Here is a 20,158-nt window from a genome sequence, read left to right as displayed (position 1 = left end):
CGCTCCGCCTTTCCCGTGCGTGTGCGCTACTTGCCGCTGATGCGGCCGGCGAGGTCGACGAGCGCGGGCGGGGCCCAGCGCTTGGCGACCTGGCGGAGGTTGCTTTGCCACGATTCGCCCGGCCGCTGCTTGAACACCGTGGTGTGGTCGTCGTGGACTTCCTCGGCCGGACGGCCGTTGGTGTAGTAGTAGAGCGCCATGGACCGGCGGGCCCGGTCCGGCGGGCAGGTGAGCGGGTCCGGATGGCCGTGGTTGGCGTCGTCGGTCGTCGCGAAGAGCACGAACCGGTTGAACACCGGGAGGATCTTGTGCGCGCATTCGGACATGTCCTGGTTCCACAGCTGCAAATGCCCGCCGTAGGACTCTTCCCAGTCCTTGTTGAGGTACAGCAGGCCGTTGAGCCTGCGGTCGAGGTCGAGCCTGCGGTGCCGGTTGAAGTCGACGTGGACCTTCAGGAAGCCGCCGGGGCGGATCTGGTGCAGGCCGCCGCCGTCGAAATGCGGGTCGGGGACGAGGTGCTCGATGCCGCTGATCCGCTCGAGGAAATCGGTGAACACCTGCCCGTTGAACTCGGCGAGAAGTTCCCGGGTCGCCGGGCCCATCCGCTCGGTGTCCGCGAGCGCGAGCTTCACCTCCTGCGAGGTGTCGAAACTCTGCCACTCCGCGTCCCGCGGCTCCGGGAATTCGGCGAGAACGGGCTCCAGGACCTCGGGCGGCAAGAAGTCGTCGATGACGATGTGCCGGAATGGTTGCGCGGTAACGAACTTCTCGTGCAGCCGGTCGGCCATGGGCAACAGTTCGTCGCGGCGGAAAGTGAATTTCCGGACTTCCTGCATAGTTTTACCGTCCTTTCCTGGCGGACTCGGGTCGCGGTGCTTCGGTGCGGATTTCGTGCGGTTCCGGAAGTCTGCTGGTGTTATCGGTCGACCATTCCGTTTCGTTCCCTCGAATGCGCCGGAACCACGCGATCGTCCGATCGGCGAGCACCACGGCGGCGAAACACGCCGCGTCGGAGACCGGGACGGAGCCGCCCCGAACGAGGTCCGCCAGCGTTCGCAGTCCCGCCTCGGCACCGGGCGGAGCCGGATGCCCCAACTGGTCCAGCTGCCGGTGCCCGAGCCGGACGCGCGCCCGGCGCCGCACGAGAGCCCGGACGGTCGCGGCCGGCCAGACGGCGGAACTGGCCCCGGGCGCCACAGTTTTTCGCGCGGCTGGGATGACGCGGTGCACCCAGGCGTCGTCGGCGAGGACGTCGGGCATCGGGAACGCCAGCGCGTGCCCGTCTTCGTTTAGTGCGTAGACACCCGAGCCGACTCCTGATCGACGCACCGACGGCAGCTGTGCCCAGGTGCGGTGCGCCCGCGAGACGACGGGGCCGAGACCGTCGAGTTCGAGCTTCGGATGCGGCGTCGCCATGGCGATGTCCGGTGCCGCGAGCGCCTCGACGAGCGCGCGCACGTCCTTGATCGACAACACCACGTCCGCATCGACGTACAGCCGCGGGTAGCCGGTCAAAGCTTCGTCGCCGAGACGCAGCGCGGCGACCTTCCCCGGGGTGGTCGTTTCGAGCACGGTGACGCCGGCGGCCTCGGCGACGGCAGCGGTCCGGTCGGTGCACGCGCTGGCCACGACCACGATCTCCAGTTCGCCCGGAGCGGCACCGGTGCTCAACGCGCGCAGCAGCCGGGGGAGCGTTTGTTCTTCGTTGTGGGCGGGGATCACCAGGTGGGCGCGCGGATTCATCGCTCAGCCCTCCTTCGCCGACAAGCTGCCGAGCTTGCCTTTCGCGAGCAATTTCGCGACGCGCAGCGATTCCCGGAAAAGCTGCCGGTCGATCAGCCGCAGCAACACGAGATAGCTCACCGCGACGACGACGAGGCTTACGCACAAAGTGGCGGGTACCGCGAAACCGGCGGACGTCTCGAGCACCTCGTGCACCAGCCAGCCGAGCGCGGTGGACGGCACCCCGGCGGCGACCGCGGGCCAGATCGCGCGAAGCCAGTCGCCGAGGCTGAACGCGGCGACCCGGCCGATCGCCGCCACCTGGAACGGGGTGAGCAGGAGCGTCGCGATCGAATACGCCGCGGCCACTCCGGTGACTCCCCACGGCAGCCCGGCGAAGAACGCCGGGACGCAGACCAGCAGCGGGATCCAGGACCAGCGCAGGGCGAGGTCGGCCCGCCCGAGCCCCATGAAGACCGAGCCGCCCGGGGTCGTCAGCGACTCCAGGATCCCGGTGGTGGCCAGCGCGATGACCACCGGGACCGCGGGCCCCCATTCGGGCCCGAAGACCGTGGTCACCACGTCCGGGGCCAGTACGGCGACGGCGAGCATGCCCGGCACCACGGGCACCGCGATCACCTGGGTCACCCGGAGGAAGAGCCTGCGGATGCGGAGCGGATCGTCTTGAATCCGGGCGAAAATGGGAAACGCGACCCGGTTCGCCACGTTGCCCAGCAGGCTCACCGGGACCAGCATGATCCGGTACGGCACCATGTAGTACGACAGCGCGGCGGCGCCGAGAAAGTGGCTGACCACGACGTTGTCGGCATTGCGGCCGACGTAGCCGAGAGCTTGCGAACCCAGCAACGGCACCCCGAACCGGCGCACGTAGCGCAACGCGGAGCGGTCGAGCACGAAGGCGGGCAGTCCGGCCGCGCCGAGCCAGATCAGCAGGACCAGCGCGTCCGTGCAGACCTGCTGGACCACCAGCGCCCAGTAGTGCATGCCGAGTTCCGCGGCGGCGATGCCGATTCCGCCGCCGAGCAAGGTGGCGATCACCTCGCCGAGGGACAGCGCGCGGAAGCGCAGATCGCGTTGCAGCCGGGCGGCCGACACGATGGTCAGCCCCTTGAGCACCGGCCCGATCGCCAGCACCATCAGCACCGGACGCAACTGCGGGATGTCCAGGAAATCGGCGGTCGGACCGGCGAAGGCCACGGTGAGCAAACCGACGAGGGTGCCGAGCGCGGTCACGGTCCAGAACGCGGCGCCCTCGTCCTGCCGGCGCAGTTTCGCCTTTTGCACGATGCCGGTGGCGAGCCCGGTTTCCAGGAGCACCGCGGTGAGGGAGACGTAAATGGTCGCCGCGCTCGCGACGCCGAAATCGACGGGACCGAGCAATCGCGCGAGCACGAGCGCGAACCCGAGCCGGCCGAATTGCCGCGCGATCATCGCGATGATCGTCCACCGGGCCCCGTGCGCGGCGGTGGCGGCCTCGGTTTCCCCGGGCAGCACCGGCTCGGGTGCGGTGGGCTGCCCGGCGCCCGGGCGGTGAACTGTCACAGTAGTCGTCTTCCGCCCGATTCCGGTGGGACAGCTGGGATACTCCTGAAGTCGCCCGTTCGCCGCGGTGGGTTACGCCCGCGGAGATATCGAATCCGACTCGGTTGTCCGGCGCAGCACCGCGATCGCCGTTCCGGCGACGGCGAGCCCGAGCAGCCAGCCGCCCGCGACGTCGGTGAGCCAATGGTCGTCGACGTAGACCCGGGCGAAGCCGACCAGCAACACCCAGCAGCTCGCCACCGCCCGCCACCTTCGCCGTTCCGGGGCGAACAAAGCCACGAACAGGAGCGCGACGACGACGGCGGTCGCGGCGTGTCCGGAGGGATAGGCGGTGCCGTCGACGTGCAGGGTGCCGGGGGTGCGGTCCGGGCCCGCACGCCCGATCAAGACCTTGGCCGTCACCGTCACGGCGGACAGCAACAGGAGCGGGATGCCGCAGGCGAGCACCGGCGCCCATGACGAACGACGGATCGCCAGGATCGCCGCGCTGGCGAACAAGATCGGCGCGGACACCGGAAACTGGGCGACCGCGCTCACCGCCGTCATCGCCGCGTCCAGCGCCGCGCTGTGCTGGCGGGTCACCAGGTCGTGCACCGGCAGATCGGCCTGGGTCATCGGGCCGCGGCTCAGCACCTGCTGGGTGAGCAGGACGAATCCGCCGAGGGCGAGTGCCGGAAACAGCCAGAGTCCGGCCCGGGGAGCGCTTCGGCTGCCTGCGGAATTCACGATGTCGGGAGGGCCTACGTCCGGGCCAGCGGTGCGACGGCCGTTTCGGCGACTCCCCTGGCGAGACTCCGGGCGAACTTGGTCCGGTTGGCCATCGCCCACTTGGCGAGGACGGCGTACGCCCGTTGCCGTTGCGGTGGCGTCAAGTCGGCTCGTTTGATCGCCCGGAAAAGTTCCGCGCCGTGGTGCCAGGTGAGGAACCGCGAGCCGTAACCGGTCTTCCGATTGAACGCGCTCACTTGCCGTTTCGCGACCTGGGTGGTCAATTTCGCGCTGTGCTCCCGTTCCTGGAACAGCGGTTCGCCAAGCATCACGATCGGTCCGGCCAGCGCGAGTTCGGCGAGGAAAACCCGGTCGCTGCCCCAGAACGGAAGCAACAGCCGGGTACGCGCGGCGAGTGCGCGTCGTTGCACACCGAAGGCGACCGCGCACGAGTAGTCGTAGCGGATGAGGTCCGCGAACCGGTCAGCCGGTTCCGGCGCCTCCGAGGTGCGGAGATCCTGCGTGATGCCGAGCGAGGTGCCGTCCTCGTCGATGTGTTCGATGGCTGAGCAGGCTGCGGCGGCTGCGGGAGCGTCGTGCAAAGCCGTCACGCAACGCTGCACAAACGTTTCGTGCTGGAGGTCGTCCGCGGCCGCCCATTTGAACAGCGCGCCTGACGTGGCTTGGAAAACGTAGTTGAAGTTCGCGGCCGCGCCGATGTCGTGCGGGTGCCGGTGGTAGCGCACTCGCGGGTCGCGCCGGGCGTAGTCGTGGACGATTTCCGCGGTTTCGTCGGCGGAGTCGTTGTCGGCGACCAGCAGCTCGAAATCGCCGAAAGTCTGGGACAGCAGGCTTTCCAGCGCTCCGGCGAGGAAGCCGGCGCCGTTCTTGACGGGCAACCCGATCGACAGTGGCGCTGGAGAGTTCGGCACACCTTGACGGTCGTCGCGGGCGGCGCTGCCGTTACGAACGCCGGTCAGGAATCGGGAGGAGGCCACGAAACCGCAGTCCCGTCCGGAAAATGGTTGCCGGAGAACACCTTCGGCGGCGGACCGGGATAGATCGGCTGGTACCGGTAGTCGCGCCGGAACGTGTTCCCAGTGATCTCGACGTCCGGGTAGTCCGGATTGTGGTAGAGCGTGTTCGCTCCGCCGCCGAGCACGTTGTCCCGGATCGTCACCGGGCCCGCCACCGCGGGGGTCGGGTCCGGAGACGAGGACAGGATGATCGCCGAGGTGACCTCCTCGGCCGTGCCGGGATCGATCACGTTGTCTTCCACCAGAATTGAGCCCGCGAGGTGGTCCGACTGCGCCCCGTCGGAGTGCGCGCCCGGTGCCGGGGCGAAGTCGTGGATCCACGAGTCCGCGAGGCGGACGTTGTTGCCCAGCTTCACGCCGTCGTGCGTCATGCCGGAGATGTCGACCCGTTCCGCGGTCCAGTTGTGGAAAGCGATCGCCGCGCTGCGGTAGTCCCCGGTGATAGTGACGTTTCGGATCGTCACCGATCCCGCGCCGGTCGTGGTGATCGCGAAGTAGTCGGCCCCGGTTCCGGTGAAGCGGCTGCGCTGAATCACCACACCCGGTGCGGACACCGTCACCGCGCCGCGCACGTCGAGCCCGTCGAGGACTTGCCCCGGCTGGTCGGCGTTGAGCGAGCCGGTCGGGCGCAACGACTCGGACGGCGGTGCCCCGATCGTCGTCGGCGCCGGACTGGCGGACGGTGTCGTCGCGGCAGGCGGCGCGGCGGGCTGGGCGGTGGCCACGCAGGCCGCGGCCGCCAGCAGGACAGCTCCGGCGCAGGCGGCTGCCGCCAGCCGGTTCATCGGACGCTCTCGAGCGGCCGGACCGAGCGGTCCCGGACTGCGATCCGCCACAGCGCGGCGGCCGCGCCGAGCAGGCTGAACGTCATCACGAACATGATCTTGTAACCGAACGCGTCGAAGGTGAACGCGCCGACCGCGGCGGCGGCGATCGAGGCGGCGAGGGCCTGGGCGAGGCTGCGCACGGCCGGGTCGGCGACAGTGCGGTGCACCCGCCGGGCGAGCGAGTAGCCGGTGGCGAGGATCGCGAGTTCGGCGGCCACTCCGAGCGCGCCCATCGTGGCGAGCGTGAACAGGTACTCGTTGTCCAAGATCCGGTACAGCTTGGGAATGTAGGTGCCGACGCCGAGGCCGAGCAGGGGATGGTCGTGCCAGACCGTGAACACGGCGGTGTAGTCGTCGGTGCGGCCCTGGATGCTCGGGTCGGTCGCCAGGGTGCTGGGCAGCAGGATGCTGCGGAGACTGCCGAGCAGCCCCGGCACCACCGCGCTCATGCCGACCAGCCCGGCGATCGCGAACGGAATCAGGTTGAACACCATCCGCAACCGGACGCTGAGCAGGTACACCGCCATCGCGACCCCAGCGGTCAGCACCCCGGACCGGGACACCGACAGCGGCATGCACCCGGCGATGAGCACGAACATCGCCCACCACCGCACTCGGCACTCCTTCGGCGCGGTCAGCGCGAGGTGCAACGCGATCGGGGTCGCCATGCCGAGCACCACGGCGTACTCGATCGGATGGCCGGCCAGCCCTTGCACCCGGTGGAACCCGGACCGGGCGAGCGCGTCGACGTCCTCGGTGAAATGGAAGGTCAACCCGGGCAGCCGGAGCTGCTGGTAGAGGTCGACGACCCCGAAGAACTGGAGCAGCGCGCTGACCGCGAGCAGCCCGCAGGCGATCACGATCAGCCGCAGGAAGCGGGTGACGCCGCCGATGTCGCGCAGGGTGTCGGTGACGAAGAGCAACAGGCCCATCGCGCATGCCTCGCCGAACAGCGAGGCGTCGGAGGCCGACGCTTCCAGCGGCGAAAGGCCGCGCAGCTGACCGGCGATGTAGCTGGCGAGGACCACCCCGACGAAAATGAGGCAGACGATCCGCATCGGCTGCCGTCCCCGGTCGGTGCCGAGCGAACTGTCGACCCGCCCGTAGCACCAGAGCACCAGCAGCAGTGCCGCCACGATCAACCCGGGCACCCCGATCTGCCCGAGCGGATTGATGATCAGCGACGCCGGGACGAGAAAGGTCAGCGCGAACAGGATGGCGAGCGCGGTTTGCTCGTCGCGGCGGGCGTTCAGCCAGAGCGCGGACACGATGATGACCACGACGACGAAGGGCGTCATCGTCGGCGCGATGATCGGGACGGCCAGCAGCGCGAGCGCGGCGGCCGCGCAGATCGCCCGCAGGATCGGCCGCCCGGCGAGGTCGGCGCTGAAGCGCGCGATGCCGCGGCCGGTGAGCGAGTCGAGGGGACGCTGGCTCATCAGCCGCGCCGGCCGAGCGGACTCCGGGTGCCGGTCTTGCCTCCGTCGCTCTCCTCAGCGTTCGCCGGCGCGGTCACCGGCAGCAAACGGGCGGTTTCCTCGCCGTGCCGGACGGGTTCCGCGACGCCGGGCCCGCGGACGGGCGTGGCCACCCGGTCCGCCCGCTCGGGTCGCGGGTCCACCGGCAGTTCGCCGCGGTGGCTCTCCGGCGGGTGACCGGACTGGGCTTCCGGGACGGCCGGGCGCGCCGGGCGTTTGCGCGAACGCAGTTCCACGACCACGCACGCGGTCAGGGACAGGATGACCCCGAGCGCACCGGCGGCCAAGGCGGTCTTGAGCTGGTTGCTGTGCGAGACGGCGGCGTCCTGCGGTTGCACGACGTCATCGACCGTCACCCGGAACGGGCCCGGGATCTGTTTCTGCGCCTGCAAATCGTCGAGCCGCTTCGCGAGCTGCGCCGCGATCGCGCGGTAGGTGGTGAGCGTGTTCTGCCGGCCCGGGTCGGTCACGGTGACCGTGAGCACCGCCTTGCCGCTGTCGTCGATCTGGTACTTGGCGGTGCCTCCGGCCGCGGTGATCGCGGCGGCGACGTCCGGCGACTTCGCCAGCTGGCCGAGCACGAGCGCGGTCGCGGCGGTGTCGTAGTACGGGTTGCTCTGGAGCCGGGCCGACTGGTCGGCGGTGGCGGCGAAGGGATAGCTGACCTTGAGCGCCCCGTCCACCTCGTAGGTGGGGGACACGCTGCTGGCCAGGATCCAGCACACGACTGCGGAGACGACGAGCGCGGGGACGAGGATGAGCCAGCGACGGAGAGCGACCTGGAAGATTGCGAGCAAGTCCATCGGAGTTCCCCTCACCTCCTGCGTTTCTTATGCTGTCGGCGGTGCCGAATCGCAGTCCGGCGTCATTTGGTTGTCGCACCCGGCTGCCCGGATGTGACATCGGAACCTTCCGTCTTCCGGAAAGGCATCGAATCGTGACCACGCCGAAGATCGGGTTCGCGTGCGCCTGGGACCGCCCTCCGCAGGGGACGTGGTCGCACACGCCGTGGAACCTTCGCGCGGCGCTGCGCGAGCGGACTGCCGTCGTCGACCTCGGGCTGGAGTGGTCGCTCCCGGTCCGGTCGGCGCTGCGGGGCCTCGGCGCGCACCGCCACGAAGGCCGCTGGGGCAGCCACTGGAAGCACCTGCCGCTGACGATGGCGCTGGCCGGGACGAAACTCCGGGCCGCCGAACGCAAGCTCCGTCCCGACGTTGTGCTGCAGATCGGCGACCTCGCCCGCACCGACACGCCGTTCCTGCTCTACCAGGACTCCAGCTTCGACATCCTCCTCGAACGCCTCGACACCGAAAGCGGCCGTGCCCTGCACTTTCCCGGTCTCGACCGGGCCGCGCTCGGCAGGCTCCGCGACCGGCAGCACCGGATCTACCGCGAAGCCGCCGGATTGCTGACGATGAGTCAATGGCTGGCGGACCATCTGGTGCGCGTGTCGGGGGTGCCGCGGGACAAGGTGCACGTCGTCCCGCCCGCGGCCAACGGGCTGCCGGACGGCCCCGTAGCCCGGTGCCACGAGGGGCCGCGGCGTCGGCTGTTGTTCGTGGGCAAGGATTTTTCCACCAAGGCGGGCGATGTGGTCGTCAAGGCGCTCGCGGTATTGCGCGCGGAATCGGACCCGGAACTGACGCTCACCGTGGTGGGCCCCAAGGAATGGCCATTGCCCGGCCCGGTGCCCGCGGGTGTCGAATTCCTTGGCCGGATTCCGGTCGAGCAGGTGCGAATGCTTTACCGGACACACGATTTGTTCGTGATGCCCAGCCGGTTCGAGGGGTACGGAATCGCATTGGTGGAAGCGCTCGCGCACGGGCTGCCGTGCGTGGCGAGGCGGGACTGCGCGATGCCGGAGATCGTCCGCGCGGGGGAGAACGGCGACCTGATCGATTCGGACGATCCCCGGGAACTGGCGGGCGTGATCGCCGGTCTGCTGGCGGACGACGGCGTTTACGAACGCGTGCTGGCCACTGCTCCTCAGGTGATCGGGCGGCATTCGTGGGGGAGGGTCGCCGACGACGTGCTCCGCGTGGCGGCGACGGTGCGTTAACCGTTTTCGAGCGCGTCGGCGGGCACCCATCGCCCGCCCGCCGCCTCGACCTGGGGGAACTGCCTCCGGACCTCGGTCAGCAAGTCGGGGAGGAAGAGCAGGACCGCGTCGGGACGAGCCTCGACCAGTTCCGCGGGCGGGATGATCGGAATTTCGCTGGACGGCATCCGCCGGCCCTGTTTGGCTGCCGAGGCGTCGGCGATGGCCGGGAGCAGGTCGCGGGTGACGCCTGCCCGGCACAGCTGCGCGACCGCACGGGAAGCCGCGCCGTACCCGAGCACGCGTTGACCGGCGGCCAATTGCTCTTCGAGCCAGGCAGCGACGGAACCCGCGTTGCGGACCGCCGCTTCCTGCAGTCCGGCAACGATTTTCGGCTCGGTCACGCCGGAATCGGCTTCTTCGGCGACGAGCGCCCGCACCGAGCTGTCCGGTTCTCCGCCGCGGCCGGCGGCCAAGAGAATCGTTCCGCCGTAAAGATCGAACCGGAACGCGGAGCGGGCGACGAGCCCGGCCGCACGCAGCATTTCGACGAGGACCGGCGTCGAGTAGTACGCGTAGTGACCGTGCCGCAACGCGTTCCACTGTCCTTCGCGCAAAATCGAGGCCAGCGAATGGAATTGCAGCAGCAGCACGCCGTCGTCGGCCAGTCCGGCAACGCGGGCCTGCAGAGCGGCCTGCTGGTCGGGTTCGTGCATGAGACCGAAACAGTCGACGATCACGTCAGCTTTCCCGTCCGACACCGGGGTGAGCCCCCGCGCGCTAAGCAAGGAAAGCCACGAACCACCGTGCGGGCTGCCGTACTCGCGGACGGTGCCGCCGGCGGGCAGCATTCCCGCGGCCCGGCTGACCGCATCCGCCGCCTGCTCGACCAGCGCGGCCGGTTCGACTCCGCGCGGTTCGTCCGGTTTGGTCTCGTCCTCGGCGAGCTGCGCGAGCCCGCATCCGGCGCACAACCACATCCGGAGCGGGAAGACGACGTCCGGGCCCGGTTCGGAGAGCGCCGGGAAATGGTCGGCGGGCGGTTGCGGGCCGAGGTCGAGCACCACGGCGCCGTCCGCCGATCGGCACCAGCGGCAGCGTGGCGAGGTCACCGCGAGAGTCCTTCCGGGGGGAAAATGGGCGAATGAGAGTCGAATCTTGTGCGCTTGCCGGAGTACTGGTGTTCGTGCCGGAACCGCATCACGACGACCGCGGCCTCTTCACCCGGACGTTCGACACGAAGATCGCCGCCGAACACGGTCTGGCCGCCGAAACGTTCCAGCAGGATTCCCAATCGCGCTCGCGATCGGGAGTCCTGCGCGGCATGCACGGCCGGTCCGGCCGCGGCGAGGCGAAACTGGTGCGATGCGCGCGCGGCGCGGTGCACGACGTGCTCGTGGACATCCGCCCCGGGTCCGCGACGTTCGGCAGGCAACAGGCGTTCCGGCTCGACGACGTGGAGTTCGCGCACCTGTACGTTCCGCCGGGTTTCCTGCACGGGTTCCAGGTGCTCACGGAGTACGCCGATGTCTGCTATCGGATCGACCGCCCGCACGATCCGGCCGAGGATCTGGCGGTGCGGTATGACGACCCTGACTTGGCGATCGAGTGGCCGCTGCCGGTCACGCTGCTCAGCGCGCGCGACGCGGCTGCCGGGACGTGGGCCGATCTGGTCGCGAGCGTCCGGGGGTGACGTCATTGGGCTCGCGGCCGCAGGTCCGCGCGCCTGTATGTTCCGTCGGGGTTCCAGGTGCTCACGGAGTACGCCGATGTCTGCTACCGGATCGACCGCCCGCACGATCCGGCCGAGGACCTGGCGGTGCGGTATGACGACCCGGACCTGGCGATCGAGTGGCCGCTTCCGGTTTCGCTGCTCAGCGCGCGCGACGCGGCTGCCGGGACGTGGGCCGATTTGGTCGGGAGCGTCCGGGGGTGACGTCATTGGGCTCGCGGCCGCAGGTCCGGGCCCAGCGTGCCGTCCGCCCGGCGGACCGAGAGGTGGGCGAGCCGGGTGAACCGCTGGTCGAAGGCGGCCTGGCTGAGGTGATGCTGCCGGTAGGCGTCCGCGAGTTCGCGGGCCCCGGCAGGCACCGTCCAGGCGCAGGTGAACTCCGGCAGCGCGGCGCGGATCCGGCTGAAGTCGACCCGGTAGGACCGCGGGTCCGCACCGGCCTCGCCGGTGATCTGCAGGTCGGCTCCCGGCACCGCTTCCACGACGGCTTCGGCGATCTCGGAAACTCGCAGGTTGTTGGCCTCGGTGCCGACGTTGAACGCCTTCGCGTGCACTGCGTCGCGGGGAGCGGTCAGCGCCGCGGCGAAAGCGGTGGCGATGTCCTGGGCGTGCACCAGCGGACGCCAGGGCGTGCCGTCCGACAGCACCTTCACCGTGTTGGTCAGGATCGCGTGGCCGACCAGGTTGTTCAGCACGATGTCCGCACGGAGCCGCGGGGAGAAGCCGAAAGCCGTGGCGTTGCGCAGGAAAACCGGGCTGAAGTCGTCGTCGGCGAGGCCGAGCAGATCGTCTTCGACCCGCACCTTCGATTCGGCGTACGGCGTCACCGGCCGCAGCGGCGCTTCCTCGTCCACCAGACCGTCGTTTCCGCTGGCCCCGTAGACCGAACACGTTGACGCGTAAAGGAAACGGCGCACACCGGCGTCCTTGGCCAGCTGCGCAAGCCGGGTCGAGGCACGGTGGTTGATCGCGTAGGTGATTTCCGGGTCCAGCGCGCCGAGCGGGTCGTTGGACAGCGCGGCGAGGTGGATCACCGCGTCGAAGCCCGCGACGTGCTCGGGGCGAACATCGCGCAGGTCGACGGTCACCGCTTTGGGGTCGTTGACCGCGGGACCGAGCACGCAGGTCGAGTACAGGCCCGAATCAAGGCCGACGATGTCGTGGCCCGCGGCAGCGAGGACGGGTGCCATGACCGTGCCGAGGTAGCCGAGGTGTCCGGTCAGAAGTACGCGCACGGGTCTTCCTCATCTCATTCCGTAGCGGAGCCGCGGGCTGCCGCGATCGTCAGTTTCGGTGCGTGGAAGGCCTCGGCGTACCGCTGCTGGCACTGCACGCCGCGCACCCGGGCGAGCCCGGCGAACGCTTCGTGGTCGAACCAGCCCCTCCCGTGCTGCGACGGGTAGTGCGCGGCGAGCAACTCGCTTTTCTCCTGGACGGTGTCCTCGCTCAGCGGGAAGAAGACCGTCGGCTGCGCGAGGTCGGACTCCCACTTCAGGATTTCGTAGCCGAGGATCAGGTGGTCGCGGAACGCGGTCGGCACGAGTTTCGCCAGTCCGCGGTGGTCCTGGTGCGCGTCGTGGGCGGCCGGGGCGAACACCAGGTCCGGTTCGCAGTTCCGGCGCACCGCCTCGAGCGCGTCCTTGGCCAGGTCCCATTGCGCCGGAAGCCGTCCGTCGCGGAGGTCCAGGACGGTCACCGCCACCTCCGCTTTCGGACAGAACGCCTCCAGCGCGGCACGTTCTTCGGCTTCCCGCGGCGTGCCTGCCCCGGAGAGCACGAGCGCGGTCACGCGTACGCCCGGGTTGGCCCGGCACAGTTCGAGCAGACTCCCGCCGGCGCCGATCGCGATGTCGTCGCAGTGCGCGCCCAGCACCGCGATCTCCGAACAGACTTCGGGAAACAGCGCCCGCATCAGCGTCCTGCCCGTGCGGTTTCCCAGAGCATCCAGGGCCGGTCCCCGTGCGCGTAGGCGGCGTTGAGCGAGAGCCGTTCCTTGACCGTGTCGGTAGGTTTCCAGAACCCGCGGTACGGATAGCCGAGCAGCTTGCCCTCCTTCGCCAGCCCGACGCACCCGTCGGCCACGAGGTCGCCGTTCTCCGGGATGTGGTCGAAAACCTCTTGCCGGAGAACGAAATAGCCGCCGTTGGACCACAGCGGCATCTCGCTCACCGGCGTGATCCCGCCGACGCGTCCGTCCGGGGCGAGTTCGACGCAGTGGAAGGTCGACTCCGGCGGGACGACCATCATCGAGGCGCCCGCGTCGGTGGCCGCGAACCGCGTGATCATCTCGTCGAGCGGGGCGTCGGTCAGGACGTCGGCGTAGTTGGCGAGGAACATCTCCTCGCCGTCGAGGTAGGGGCGCACGCGCCGCAGCCGCTCCCCGATGGGAGATTCGATTCCGGTCTGCACGAAGGAAATCGACCAGTCGCTGATGTCTGTCGACAACAGTTCGACCCGGCCGTCGCGGAGCACGAAGTCGTTGGACTCGGTCTCGCGGTAGTCGAGGAAGAAATTCTTGATGTGGTGCGCCCCGTACCCGAGGCACAGGACGAACTCGGTGTGCCCGAAGTGGGCGTAGTAACGCATCACGTGCCAGATCAACGGCCGGGGGCCGACCGCGGCCATCGGTTTCGGCAGATCGTCGTCGGTGCCGTTGCGCATGCGCATGCCGTAACCGCCGCAGAACAGAACGACCTTCACTTCACTGCCACCTCGACGATTTCCAGGCGCGGAATCGGGAAGACGAGCTTGCCGCCCCACGCGCCGACGTAGGAAAGCTGCTCGGTCAGTTCGTCCCGCAGGTTCCAGGGCAGGACGAGCACGTAGTCCGGCCGGTCGGCGGCGATCCGGTCCGGTTCCACGACCGGGATCCGGGTGCCCGGCGTGAACCGGCCGTGCTTGTACGGATTGCGGTCCACCGTGTAGGCCAGCAGGTCGGGGCGGATGCCGCAGTGGTTGAGCAGGGTGTTGCCCTTGCCGGGCGCGCCGTACCCGACGACCGTTTTCCCGGATTTCCGGGCGGCGAGGAGAAATTCGAGCAATTCGAGCCGGACGCGGGTGACCCGGTCGGCGAATTCGGTGTACCCGGACAGCTCGTGCAGCCCGGCAGCCTTCTCCCGCGCCAGCACGTCGACCATCCGCGCGCTCGGGTCCCCGGCGGCTTCCTCAGGCCGCGCCCAGAGCCGGATCGACCCGCCGTGCGTGGGAAGGAGTTCGACGTCGACGACGCTCAGCCCGCCTGCCGCCAGCGCCCGCCGCGCGGATTCGACGGTGTAGTACTGGAAATGCTCGTGGTAGATCGTGTCGTACTGGTTCTTTTCGATCAGTGTGAGCAGATGCTGCACCTCGATCGACACCCAGCCGTCGTTCGCGACGAGCGCCCGCAGCCCGTGGGTGAACCCGCGGATGTCCGGGATGTGGGCGTAGACGTTGTTCGCCACGACCAGGTCGGCCGGACCGTGTTCGGCGCGCACCTCGCGGCCGGTCTCCTCGGAGAGGAACGCGGTGTGCGTCGGCACCCCGGCCTCGCGGGCGGCCTGCCCGACGTTCACCGAAGGTTCCACGCCGAGACAACGGATTCCGCGTTCCACGACGTGCTTCAGGAGGTAACCGTCGTTGCTCGCGACCTCGACGACGAAAGACCGGTCGGTCAGCCCGAGCCGCTCGACCGCGGCGTCGGTGAACCGTTTCGCGTGCTCGACCCACGAGGTGGAAAAAGACGAGAAATACGCGTAATCGGTGAAAGTGTCGGCCGGATCGAGCAACGGCGGGAGCTGCGCGAGCCAGCATTCGGTGCACACTTCGAGATGCAGCGGAAAAGTCGGTTCGGGTTCGGCCAGCTGCGCGGCGGTCAGGAACCGTTCGCACGGCGGGGTCGCGCCGAGGTCGACCACGCTGGCGGTTCTTTCCGAACCGCAGAGTCGACATGTGGTCATGTACCAGGCTCCTCCGACTCGGATGCGCGATCTGCGTAGGGCAGGTCGATCCGCGCCCGGCCGTCGTTACAGCGTGCCGGGAACGTCGCCGGAGTCGATTCGGAACCGAGACCATGACAGCGGCGGAATGCCGCGAGGTGCTGGGACGAACGGGTGGGCGGCCGGAGCCGGACGGCGCAGCCGCCACCCGTTCGTCAGTGGATCACAGTTTTTCCGCCGCCGGGATCACTTCGGTGGCGAACCGTTCGAGCACCGCCGGGTCCGGCACGCCGTGTGCCCAGCCGGTCGCGACGGTGAACCCGAGCTCCGACAGCCGGCCGAGTTCGTCCAGCAGTTCCCCGGTTTTCTCGCCGTTTTCGCCGGTGTCGAGCCGCAGCGAAGCGGTTTTCGTGATCTCGGAGTAATCGCGGCCGACGTCCTCGCAGTGCTGCTTCAGGACTTCCAGCTTGCGCGGCAGGTCCGCGTTGGGCAGCAAATTGCAGATGTCGCCGTATTGCGCGACGAACCGCAGGGTCTTCTTCTCGCCGCTGCCCCCGATCATGATCGGCGGATGCGGACGCTGGATCGGCTGCGGGCTGTTGAGCAGCCGCTCACCGCTGAAATGCGTTCCGGTGAACGGTTCGTCGCTGTCCGACCACATCTGGTGGACGTACCGGAGCGCGTCCTCGAGCTGTTCGAACCGCTCCTTCATCGGCGGGAACCGGAACCCGAGCGCGCGGGATTCCTCCTCGTTCCAGCCTGCCCCGATGCCGAGGATCGCCCGCCCGCCGGACAGCACGTCGAGCGTCGTCGCCGCCTTCGCGAGCAGCCCGGGGTGGCGGTAGATGACGCCGGTGACGAGCGTGAGCAGCTTGACGCGCTCGGTGTGCGCGGCGAGGAAGCCGAGCGTGGTCCAGGCTTCCAGCATTTCGTGCTCGGGCGGGCCGTAGCTCGAAATCTGGAAGAAATGGTCCATCACCGACAGGTATTCGAACCCGGCCTCGTCCGCGGTCCGGGCCACCCGCGCCAGGTCCGCGCCGAGCGCCGCCGGGCCGTTCGGCCAGGTCTGCTGAGCCAGGTGCAACCCGAGTTTCATGCCAACTCCTTAACTGCCGGAATGATGTCTTGCGCGAAAATCTCGATCCGGTCCCGACCCAGGCCGCCGGGCAGCGGGCCGATCACGGCGTGCACGCCGAGCCGGTGCAGCCGCCGCGCCTCGGCGAGAAATTCGCCGGTTTTCTCCCCGGACGGACCGATGTCCAGGCAGTGGTAAACGGTCTTGGCGATCTCGGCGTAGTCGCGGCCCTCGGTTTCGCAGTGCCGCTTGAGCACGTCGAGCTTCCGTTCGAGATCCGGGCCGTTGCCGATGTTGCAGAAGTCGCCGTACTTCGCGACGAGCCGCAGCGGACTGGTGAGCAGTCGTTCGGCGGTGAAATGCTTGCTGGAGAACGATTTTTCGTCCTCGTCCCACATTTGCCGGACATACGGCAGGTTCTCTTCGAGCAGTTCGAACCGCTCTGAGGTGGACGGAAACGGGAAGCCGAGATCGCGGGCTTCCTCCTCGTTCCACCCGGCTCCGATCCTGCTGGATCGCGCCAGTGGTGTACGTGAACAAATTCGCACTCGGTGTGCGCGGCGAAGCGGCCGGGCGTCGGGTAGGCCTCAAACATCGGACGATCGCTCGCGCTGGTGCTGGGAATGCGGAAGCAGTGGGCCATCACCGCGAGATACATGGACCCGGCGTCGTCCGCCGCCCGCATCGCTTCGACCGAGTTCCATACCCGACACTGTATACCTGGAGTAACTTCATGTGCGCAGTCAGAAATCGCGCACCACGTTGACCGTGCCGTGCAGCGGATCGGTCACGTACACCGTGCGCGTGCGCTGATCCACCGCCACGGCGCCCGGATTCACCCCGAGACTCAGTTCGCCGTTCAGGGTCCCGGTTTGTCCGTCCACGCGGGACAGTCCATTCTGCCCGCCGTTGGTGTACACGACATCGCTGCCCTGATGCACCGCGAGCGACGAAGCTTCACTGCGCAGCAGCACCGTCTTCACCTGCTCCCGCGCTGCTCCGTCCACAATGGACATATGGTGGATCGCCGAGTTCGCCACGAACACCGATCCGCTCAGTTCGTGGACGTCGATCCCGGTAGGAGAAGCACCCACCGGAACGCTCGCGGTGAACGCGCCCGCGTCCAAGTCGCAGATCTCGACCGAGTTCGTGTTCGGGCTGGTGCAGTAGGCGCGCCGTCGGCCGCCGTCGAGCGCGATTCCGGAGAGGCTCGGCTTCGGCGCGGGCAGCAGGTCCTGCTGAGTGAGACTGATGCTGTCGAGCACCGCGAACGTGCCGGTCTTGCCGCTCACCGCGTATACGAGGTTGGCCTGCGGATCGATCGCGAGCGCCGACGCCCCCGCCCCCGCGCTGACGGCGCTCAGGAACCGGTGCGTCTGGCTGTCGAAGGCGAGCACCGTGCCGCCGGCCGGATTGGCGACGTAGATCCGCTCGGTGTCCACCGCCACATCGCTCGGTTCCCCGCCCACCGCGAGCGCGGCCACGACCCTCGCCGCGTCCGGATCGAGCACGACGACCATGCCGGACGCCTGGTCGGCGGCGTACACCAGCCCGGTGACCGGACTCACCGCGAGCGCCGAAAGTGTCCCGCCGACCTGCACGCTGGTGACCCGCCCGGACGCCCCCGCGGTACCGCCGAGCAGTGCCGCCGCACCCGCGCTGACCAGGCCGAACAGCCCTCTCCGGGACCACTGGGAACCGCGCATCGCTCACCTGCCCCGGTCGGTTGGGTTGCCCGCCGACCCTAACCCGGACAAGGATCGGCTGAAGGAACTTCGCGTCCCCCGATCGCGTTGTTTCCAGTGAGTAACCCACCTTGCGGCACCTGCCAGAGCGGACGGAGGCAAGCGCGCGTGCACAAGCACCACAACGGGCTGAAGACGGCGATGCTGCTCGGTCTGCTCTCCGCGATCATCGTCGGGATCAGCGGATTGTTCGGCCGCGGCGCCCTGGTGATCGGCCTGATCGTGGCGCTGGGGATGAACGCCTACGCCTACTTCAACTCCGAGAAAATGGCCCTGCGCGCGATGCACGCGCGGCCGGTGTCGGAGGTCGAGCAGCCCGCGATGTACCGGATCGTGCGGGAGCTGGCGACATCCGCGCGGCAGCCGATGCCCTCGCTGTACGTGAGCCCCACCGCCGCGCCCAACGCCTTCGCGACCGGGCGCAACCCGCAGCACGCGGCTGTGTGCTGCACCACCGGGATCCTGGAGCTGCTCGACGAGCGCGAGTTGCGTGCGGTGCTCGGGCACGAGTTGTCGCATGTGTACAACCGGGACATCCTGATCTCGTGCGTCGCCGGGGCGCTGGCGAGTGTGGTCAGCGTGCTGGCGAACATCGCGTTCTTCTTCGGCGGGAACGACCGCGAGGGCAACCCGTTCATGTCGCTGCTGCTGGTCTTGATCGGCCCGATCGCGGCCGGGGTGGTGAAGATGGCGGTGAGCCGGTCGCGGGAGTACCAGGCGGACGCTTCCGGGGCTGAGCTGACCGGTGATCCGCTGGCGCTGGCCTCGGCGTTGCGGAAGCTGGAGCGGGGGACCCGGGCCGCGCCGCTCGCTCCCGAACCGGCGGTGGTTTCGCAGTCGCATCTGATGATCGCGAACCCGTTCCGCCCCGGGGCCGGGCTGAGCAAGATGTTCTCGACGCACCCGCCGATCGAGGACCGGATCCGGCGGCTCGAGGAGATGGCCCGCGGCCGCTGACCCGCGTTACTCCCATTCCGCGGTAGCCGGATCCACTCCGTGCACGATCGCGTTGGCGAAGATCACGTCGCGCAGCCAGCCCGCGAGACCAGGCGCCAACGCGTCGTAGTACTCCGTGTATCCGGCTTCCTCCACGAACTTCCGCCCGAGACACACCTGCATCGAATGCGTGCAGTCGAAGTACCGCGACAAGGTCGCCCGATGCCGCTCCGCGAGCGTGTTCGCCTCCGCCGACCCAGGCTCGACCCCCGCCCGCCGCGCCGCCGCTAGGTCCGCGTGGAGCGTCTCGTGCTCGGCCGCGGCCTCCTGCCAGTCCTGCGGGGTCAGTTCGGTGGTCCGCTCGCGGTACTCCGCCCACTGCCGCGTGTCACCCCAGCGCTCCGCGGCCTCGTCGACCCACTCCGGATCCCACTCGGACCCGAAGATCTCGACCTGCTGCTCCGCCGTCAACTGCATCCCGCCCCGGGTCGCCGCCGCCATCCGGTCCACCGCGGACGCCATGTGCTCCAGCCGTGCGATCCGGTCGCGCAGCTCGCGCCGCTGCCGGGTCAGATGCGCGTGCGCGTCGGCGGTCGGATCGTCCAGCAGCCGCCCGATCTCGGACAGCGGAAAGCCGAGCTCGCGGTACACGAGCACCCGATGCAACCGCGCGATGTCCTCGGCGGAGTACACCCGGTAGCCGGCCCTGGTGCGCCCGCTCGGACGCACCAGGGCGACGGCGTCCCAGTGATGCAGGGTTTTGACACTCACGCCGACCAGCGTCGCCGTGCGTCCGACAGTGAGGCCGTCTTGCTCGGTCACGACCTCAGTGTCGCAGCTCACGAGCGTGGCACGTCGATCCCCACAGCACGCATCCCCTCCGCGACGGGCCCGTCCGGATCGATCGGCTCCGCCGCGGTCATCACGACCCTCGTGCCCTCCGGCGTGACGACCGTCAACTCCCGCGAGTTCCACGGCATCAACTCCGGCCCGCTAGTGCACCCCGGCGTGATTTCCTCACACCGCTTGGCGATTTCGTCGAGTTCGCTGAGCACGCAGGAGAAACTGATGCTGACTTCACTCGGGGTCGCTGGGGTCCCGGGCTTGAGCAGGACGTCCTGGAACGCCCAGCGCCGCAGATGCACGATCTGGCCGGGCAAGGTGAACAGGTTGTCGAAGCCGAGCCCGCGAAGCCAGAAGTCCGTGGAGGCATCGAGGTCGGAGGTGGGCACGTTGGGGAACATCGGCATCCCGTAGAAGCCGAGATAGTTGCCCGGAGACACCGCGTCGTAGGCGGGCGTGGGAACCGGGCCGCGAAATTCGTTCATGGGGAGAGCGTGGAGCCTCCTGTCGCAGGAGGGTCAAGTCCGTAGATACGACGAA

General features: G+C 69.0%; 22 protein-coding genes. 4 read left to right on the top strand and 18 right to left on the bottom strand.

Features of this window, described 5'->3' with window-relative positions; translation table 11 throughout:
- Positions 1–26 precede the first annotated feature (26 nt).
- The 8 genes from DMP23_RS31050 to DMP23_RS31015 all read right to left on the bottom strand — a co-directional run bounded on the left by DMP23_RS31050 (position 27) and on the right by DMP23_RS31015 (position 8,138).
- Positions 27–836 (bottom strand): 2OG-Fe(II) oxygenase, encoded by an 810-nt coding sequence (locus tag DMP23_RS31050; protein ID WP_051729186.1) that lies wholly within the window; start codon positions 834–836, stop codon positions 27–29.
- Between the two features lie 4 nt (positions 837–840).
- Positions 841–1,743: a glycosyltransferase gene (locus DMP23_RS31045; RefSeq protein ID WP_337823270.1), complete on the bottom strand. Its 903-nt coding sequence runs from the start codon at positions 1,741–1,743 to the stop codon at positions 841–843.
- Positions 1,744–1,746: 3 nt separating this feature from the next.
- Positions 1,747–3,285 (bottom strand): lipopolysaccharide biosynthesis protein, encoded by a 1,539-nt coding sequence (locus tag DMP23_RS31040; RefSeq protein ID WP_337823269.1) that lies wholly within the window; start codon positions 3,283–3,285, stop codon positions 1,747–1,749.
- 72 nt (positions 3,286–3,357) lie between these two features.
- Positions 3,358–4,011 carry a phosphatase PAP2 family protein gene (locus tag DMP23_RS31035; protein ID WP_337823268.1) on the bottom strand — a complete coding sequence of 218 codons (654 nt, stop codon included), beginning with the start codon at positions 4,009–4,011 and terminating at the stop codon, positions 3,358–3,360.
- A 14-nt stretch (positions 4,012–4,025) separates the two neighbouring features.
- Positions 4,026–4,925, bottom strand: a complete 900-nt coding sequence (locus DMP23_RS31030) for a glycosyltransferase family 2 protein (protein WP_337823267.1) — start codon at positions 4,923–4,925, stop codon at positions 4,026–4,028.
- A gap of 44 nt (positions 4,926–4,969) precedes the next feature.
- Entirely contained in the window at positions 4,970–5,815 is an 846-nt protein-coding gene (locus DMP23_RS31025; RefSeq protein ID WP_337823266.1) for a hypothetical protein, read from the bottom strand.
- A complete protein-coding gene (locus DMP23_RS31020; protein ID WP_037816337.1) occupies positions 5,812–7,296 on the bottom strand; it encodes an O-antigen ligase family protein in 1,485 nt (494 codons plus the stop codon). The genes DMP23_RS31025 and DMP23_RS31020 overlap by 4 nt, the downstream gene beginning before the upstream one ends.
- Positions 7,296–8,138 (bottom strand): hypothetical protein, encoded by an 843-nt coding sequence (locus DMP23_RS31015; protein WP_037816336.1) that lies wholly within the window; start codon positions 8,136–8,138, stop codon positions 7,296–7,298. The genes DMP23_RS31020 and DMP23_RS31015 overlap by 1 nt, the downstream gene beginning before the upstream one ends.
- Before the next feature lie 134 nt (positions 8,139–8,272).
- On the opposite strand from DMP23_RS31015, the gene DMP23_RS31010 reads away from it, so the two are divergent.
- On the top strand, positions 8,273–9,394 hold the full coding sequence (locus tag DMP23_RS31010; RefSeq protein ID WP_337823265.1) for a glycosyltransferase family 4 protein: 1,122 nt from the start codon (positions 8,273–8,275) through the stop codon (positions 9,392–9,394).
- On the opposite strand, the gene DMP23_RS31005 is transcribed toward DMP23_RS31010, so the two are convergent.
- On the bottom strand, positions 9,391–10,485 hold the full coding sequence (locus DMP23_RS31005) for a class I SAM-dependent methyltransferase (RefSeq protein ID WP_337823264.1): 1,095 nt from the start codon (positions 10,483–10,485) through the stop codon (positions 9,391–9,393). The two genes, DMP23_RS31010 and DMP23_RS31005, sit on opposite strands and share 4 nt — an antisense overlap.
- A 32-nt stretch (positions 10,486–10,517) precedes the next feature.
- Between DMP23_RS31005 and DMP23_RS31000 the strand changes: the two genes are divergently transcribed.
- Positions 10,518–11,066, top strand: a complete 549-nt coding sequence (locus DMP23_RS31000) for a dTDP-4-dehydrorhamnose 3,5-epimerase family protein (protein WP_134663714.1) — start codon at positions 10,518–10,520, stop codon at positions 11,064–11,066.
- Positions 11,067–11,099: 33 nt separating this feature from the next.
- Positions 11,100–11,309: a dTDP-4-dehydrorhamnose 3,5-epimerase family protein gene (locus DMP23_RS30995; protein ID WP_443111362.1), complete on the top strand. Its 210-nt coding sequence runs from the start codon at positions 11,100–11,102 to the stop codon at positions 11,307–11,309.
- A gap of 2 nt (positions 11,310–11,311) precedes the next feature.
- Here the strand turns inward: DMP23_RS30995 and DMP23_RS30990 are convergent, their stop codons facing one another.
- From DMP23_RS30990 to DMP23_RS30960, 7 genes are all read right to left on the bottom strand, one after another.
- Positions 11,312–12,340: an NAD-dependent epimerase/dehydratase family protein gene (locus tag DMP23_RS30990; RefSeq protein WP_337823263.1), complete on the bottom strand. Its 1,029-nt coding sequence runs from the start codon at positions 12,338–12,340 to the stop codon at positions 11,312–11,314.
- Between the two features lie 14 nt (positions 12,341–12,354).
- Positions 12,355–13,017: a PIG-L deacetylase family protein gene (locus DMP23_RS30985; protein ID WP_337823262.1), complete on the bottom strand. Its 663-nt coding sequence runs from the start codon at positions 13,015–13,017 to the stop codon at positions 12,355–12,357.
- The gene (locus DMP23_RS30980; RefSeq protein WP_134663717.1) at positions 13,017–13,805 is read right to left on the bottom strand and encodes a glucose-1-phosphate cytidylyltransferase; all 789 of its coding nucleotides are present in this window, start codon (positions 13,803–13,805) and stop codon (positions 13,017–13,019) included. Before DMP23_RS30980 ends, DMP23_RS30985 begins: the two co-directional genes overlap by 1 nt.
- Positions 13,802–15,040, bottom strand: coding sequence for a class I SAM-dependent methyltransferase (locus tag DMP23_RS30975; protein ID WP_337823261.1), 1,239 nt, complete (start codon positions 15,038–15,040; stop codon positions 13,802–13,804). The genes DMP23_RS30980 and DMP23_RS30975 overlap by 4 nt, the downstream gene beginning before the upstream one ends.
- A gap of 202 nt (positions 15,041–15,242) precedes the next feature.
- The gene (locus DMP23_RS30970; RefSeq protein WP_037816326.1) at positions 15,243–16,115 is read right to left on the bottom strand and encodes an LLM class F420-dependent oxidoreductase; all 873 of its coding nucleotides are present in this window, start codon (positions 16,113–16,115) and stop codon (positions 15,243–15,245) included.
- Complete coding sequence (locus tag DMP23_RS30965) at positions 16,112–16,492, bottom strand: hypothetical protein (RefSeq protein WP_337823260.1); 381 nt, start codon at positions 16,490–16,492, stop codon at positions 16,112–16,114. Before DMP23_RS30965 ends, DMP23_RS30970 begins: the two co-directional genes overlap by 4 nt.
- 345 nt (positions 16,493–16,837) lie before the next feature.
- Positions 16,838–17,800, bottom strand: a complete 963-nt coding sequence (locus DMP23_RS30960; RefSeq protein WP_337823259.1) for a YncE family protein — start codon at positions 17,798–17,800, stop codon at positions 16,838–16,840.
- Positions 17,801–17,947: 147 nt separating this feature from the next.
- On the opposite strand from DMP23_RS30960, the gene htpX reads away from it, so the two are divergent.
- The gene (gene htpX / locus DMP23_RS30955; protein WP_037816322.1) at positions 17,948–18,796 is read left to right on the top strand and encodes a zinc metalloprotease HtpX; all 849 of its coding nucleotides are present in this window, start codon (positions 17,948–17,950) and stop codon (positions 18,794–18,796) included.
- A gap of 6 nt (positions 18,797–18,802) precedes the next feature.
- Here htpX and DMP23_RS30950 read toward each other — a convergent pair whose 3' ends face one another.
- Entirely contained in the window at positions 18,803–19,597 is a 795-nt protein-coding gene (locus DMP23_RS30950; protein ID WP_037816472.1) for a MerR family transcriptional regulator, read from the bottom strand.
- A 17-nt stretch (positions 19,598–19,614) separates the two neighbouring features.
- Positions 19,615–20,103, bottom strand: coding sequence for a VOC family protein (locus DMP23_RS30945; RefSeq protein ID WP_134733084.1), 489 nt, complete (start codon positions 20,101–20,103; stop codon positions 19,615–19,617).
- Positions 20,104–20,158: the final 55 nt, after the last annotated feature.

The organism is Amycolatopsis sp. A1MSW2902, from assembly GCF_017312175.1.
GTDB classification, from domain to species: domain Bacteria; phylum Actinomycetota; class Actinomycetes; order Mycobacteriales; family Pseudonocardiaceae; genus Amycolatopsis; species Amycolatopsis nivea.
The sequence above is the reverse complement of the archived record's forward strand: the minus strand, read 5'-3'. Positions and strand labels throughout refer to the sequence as shown.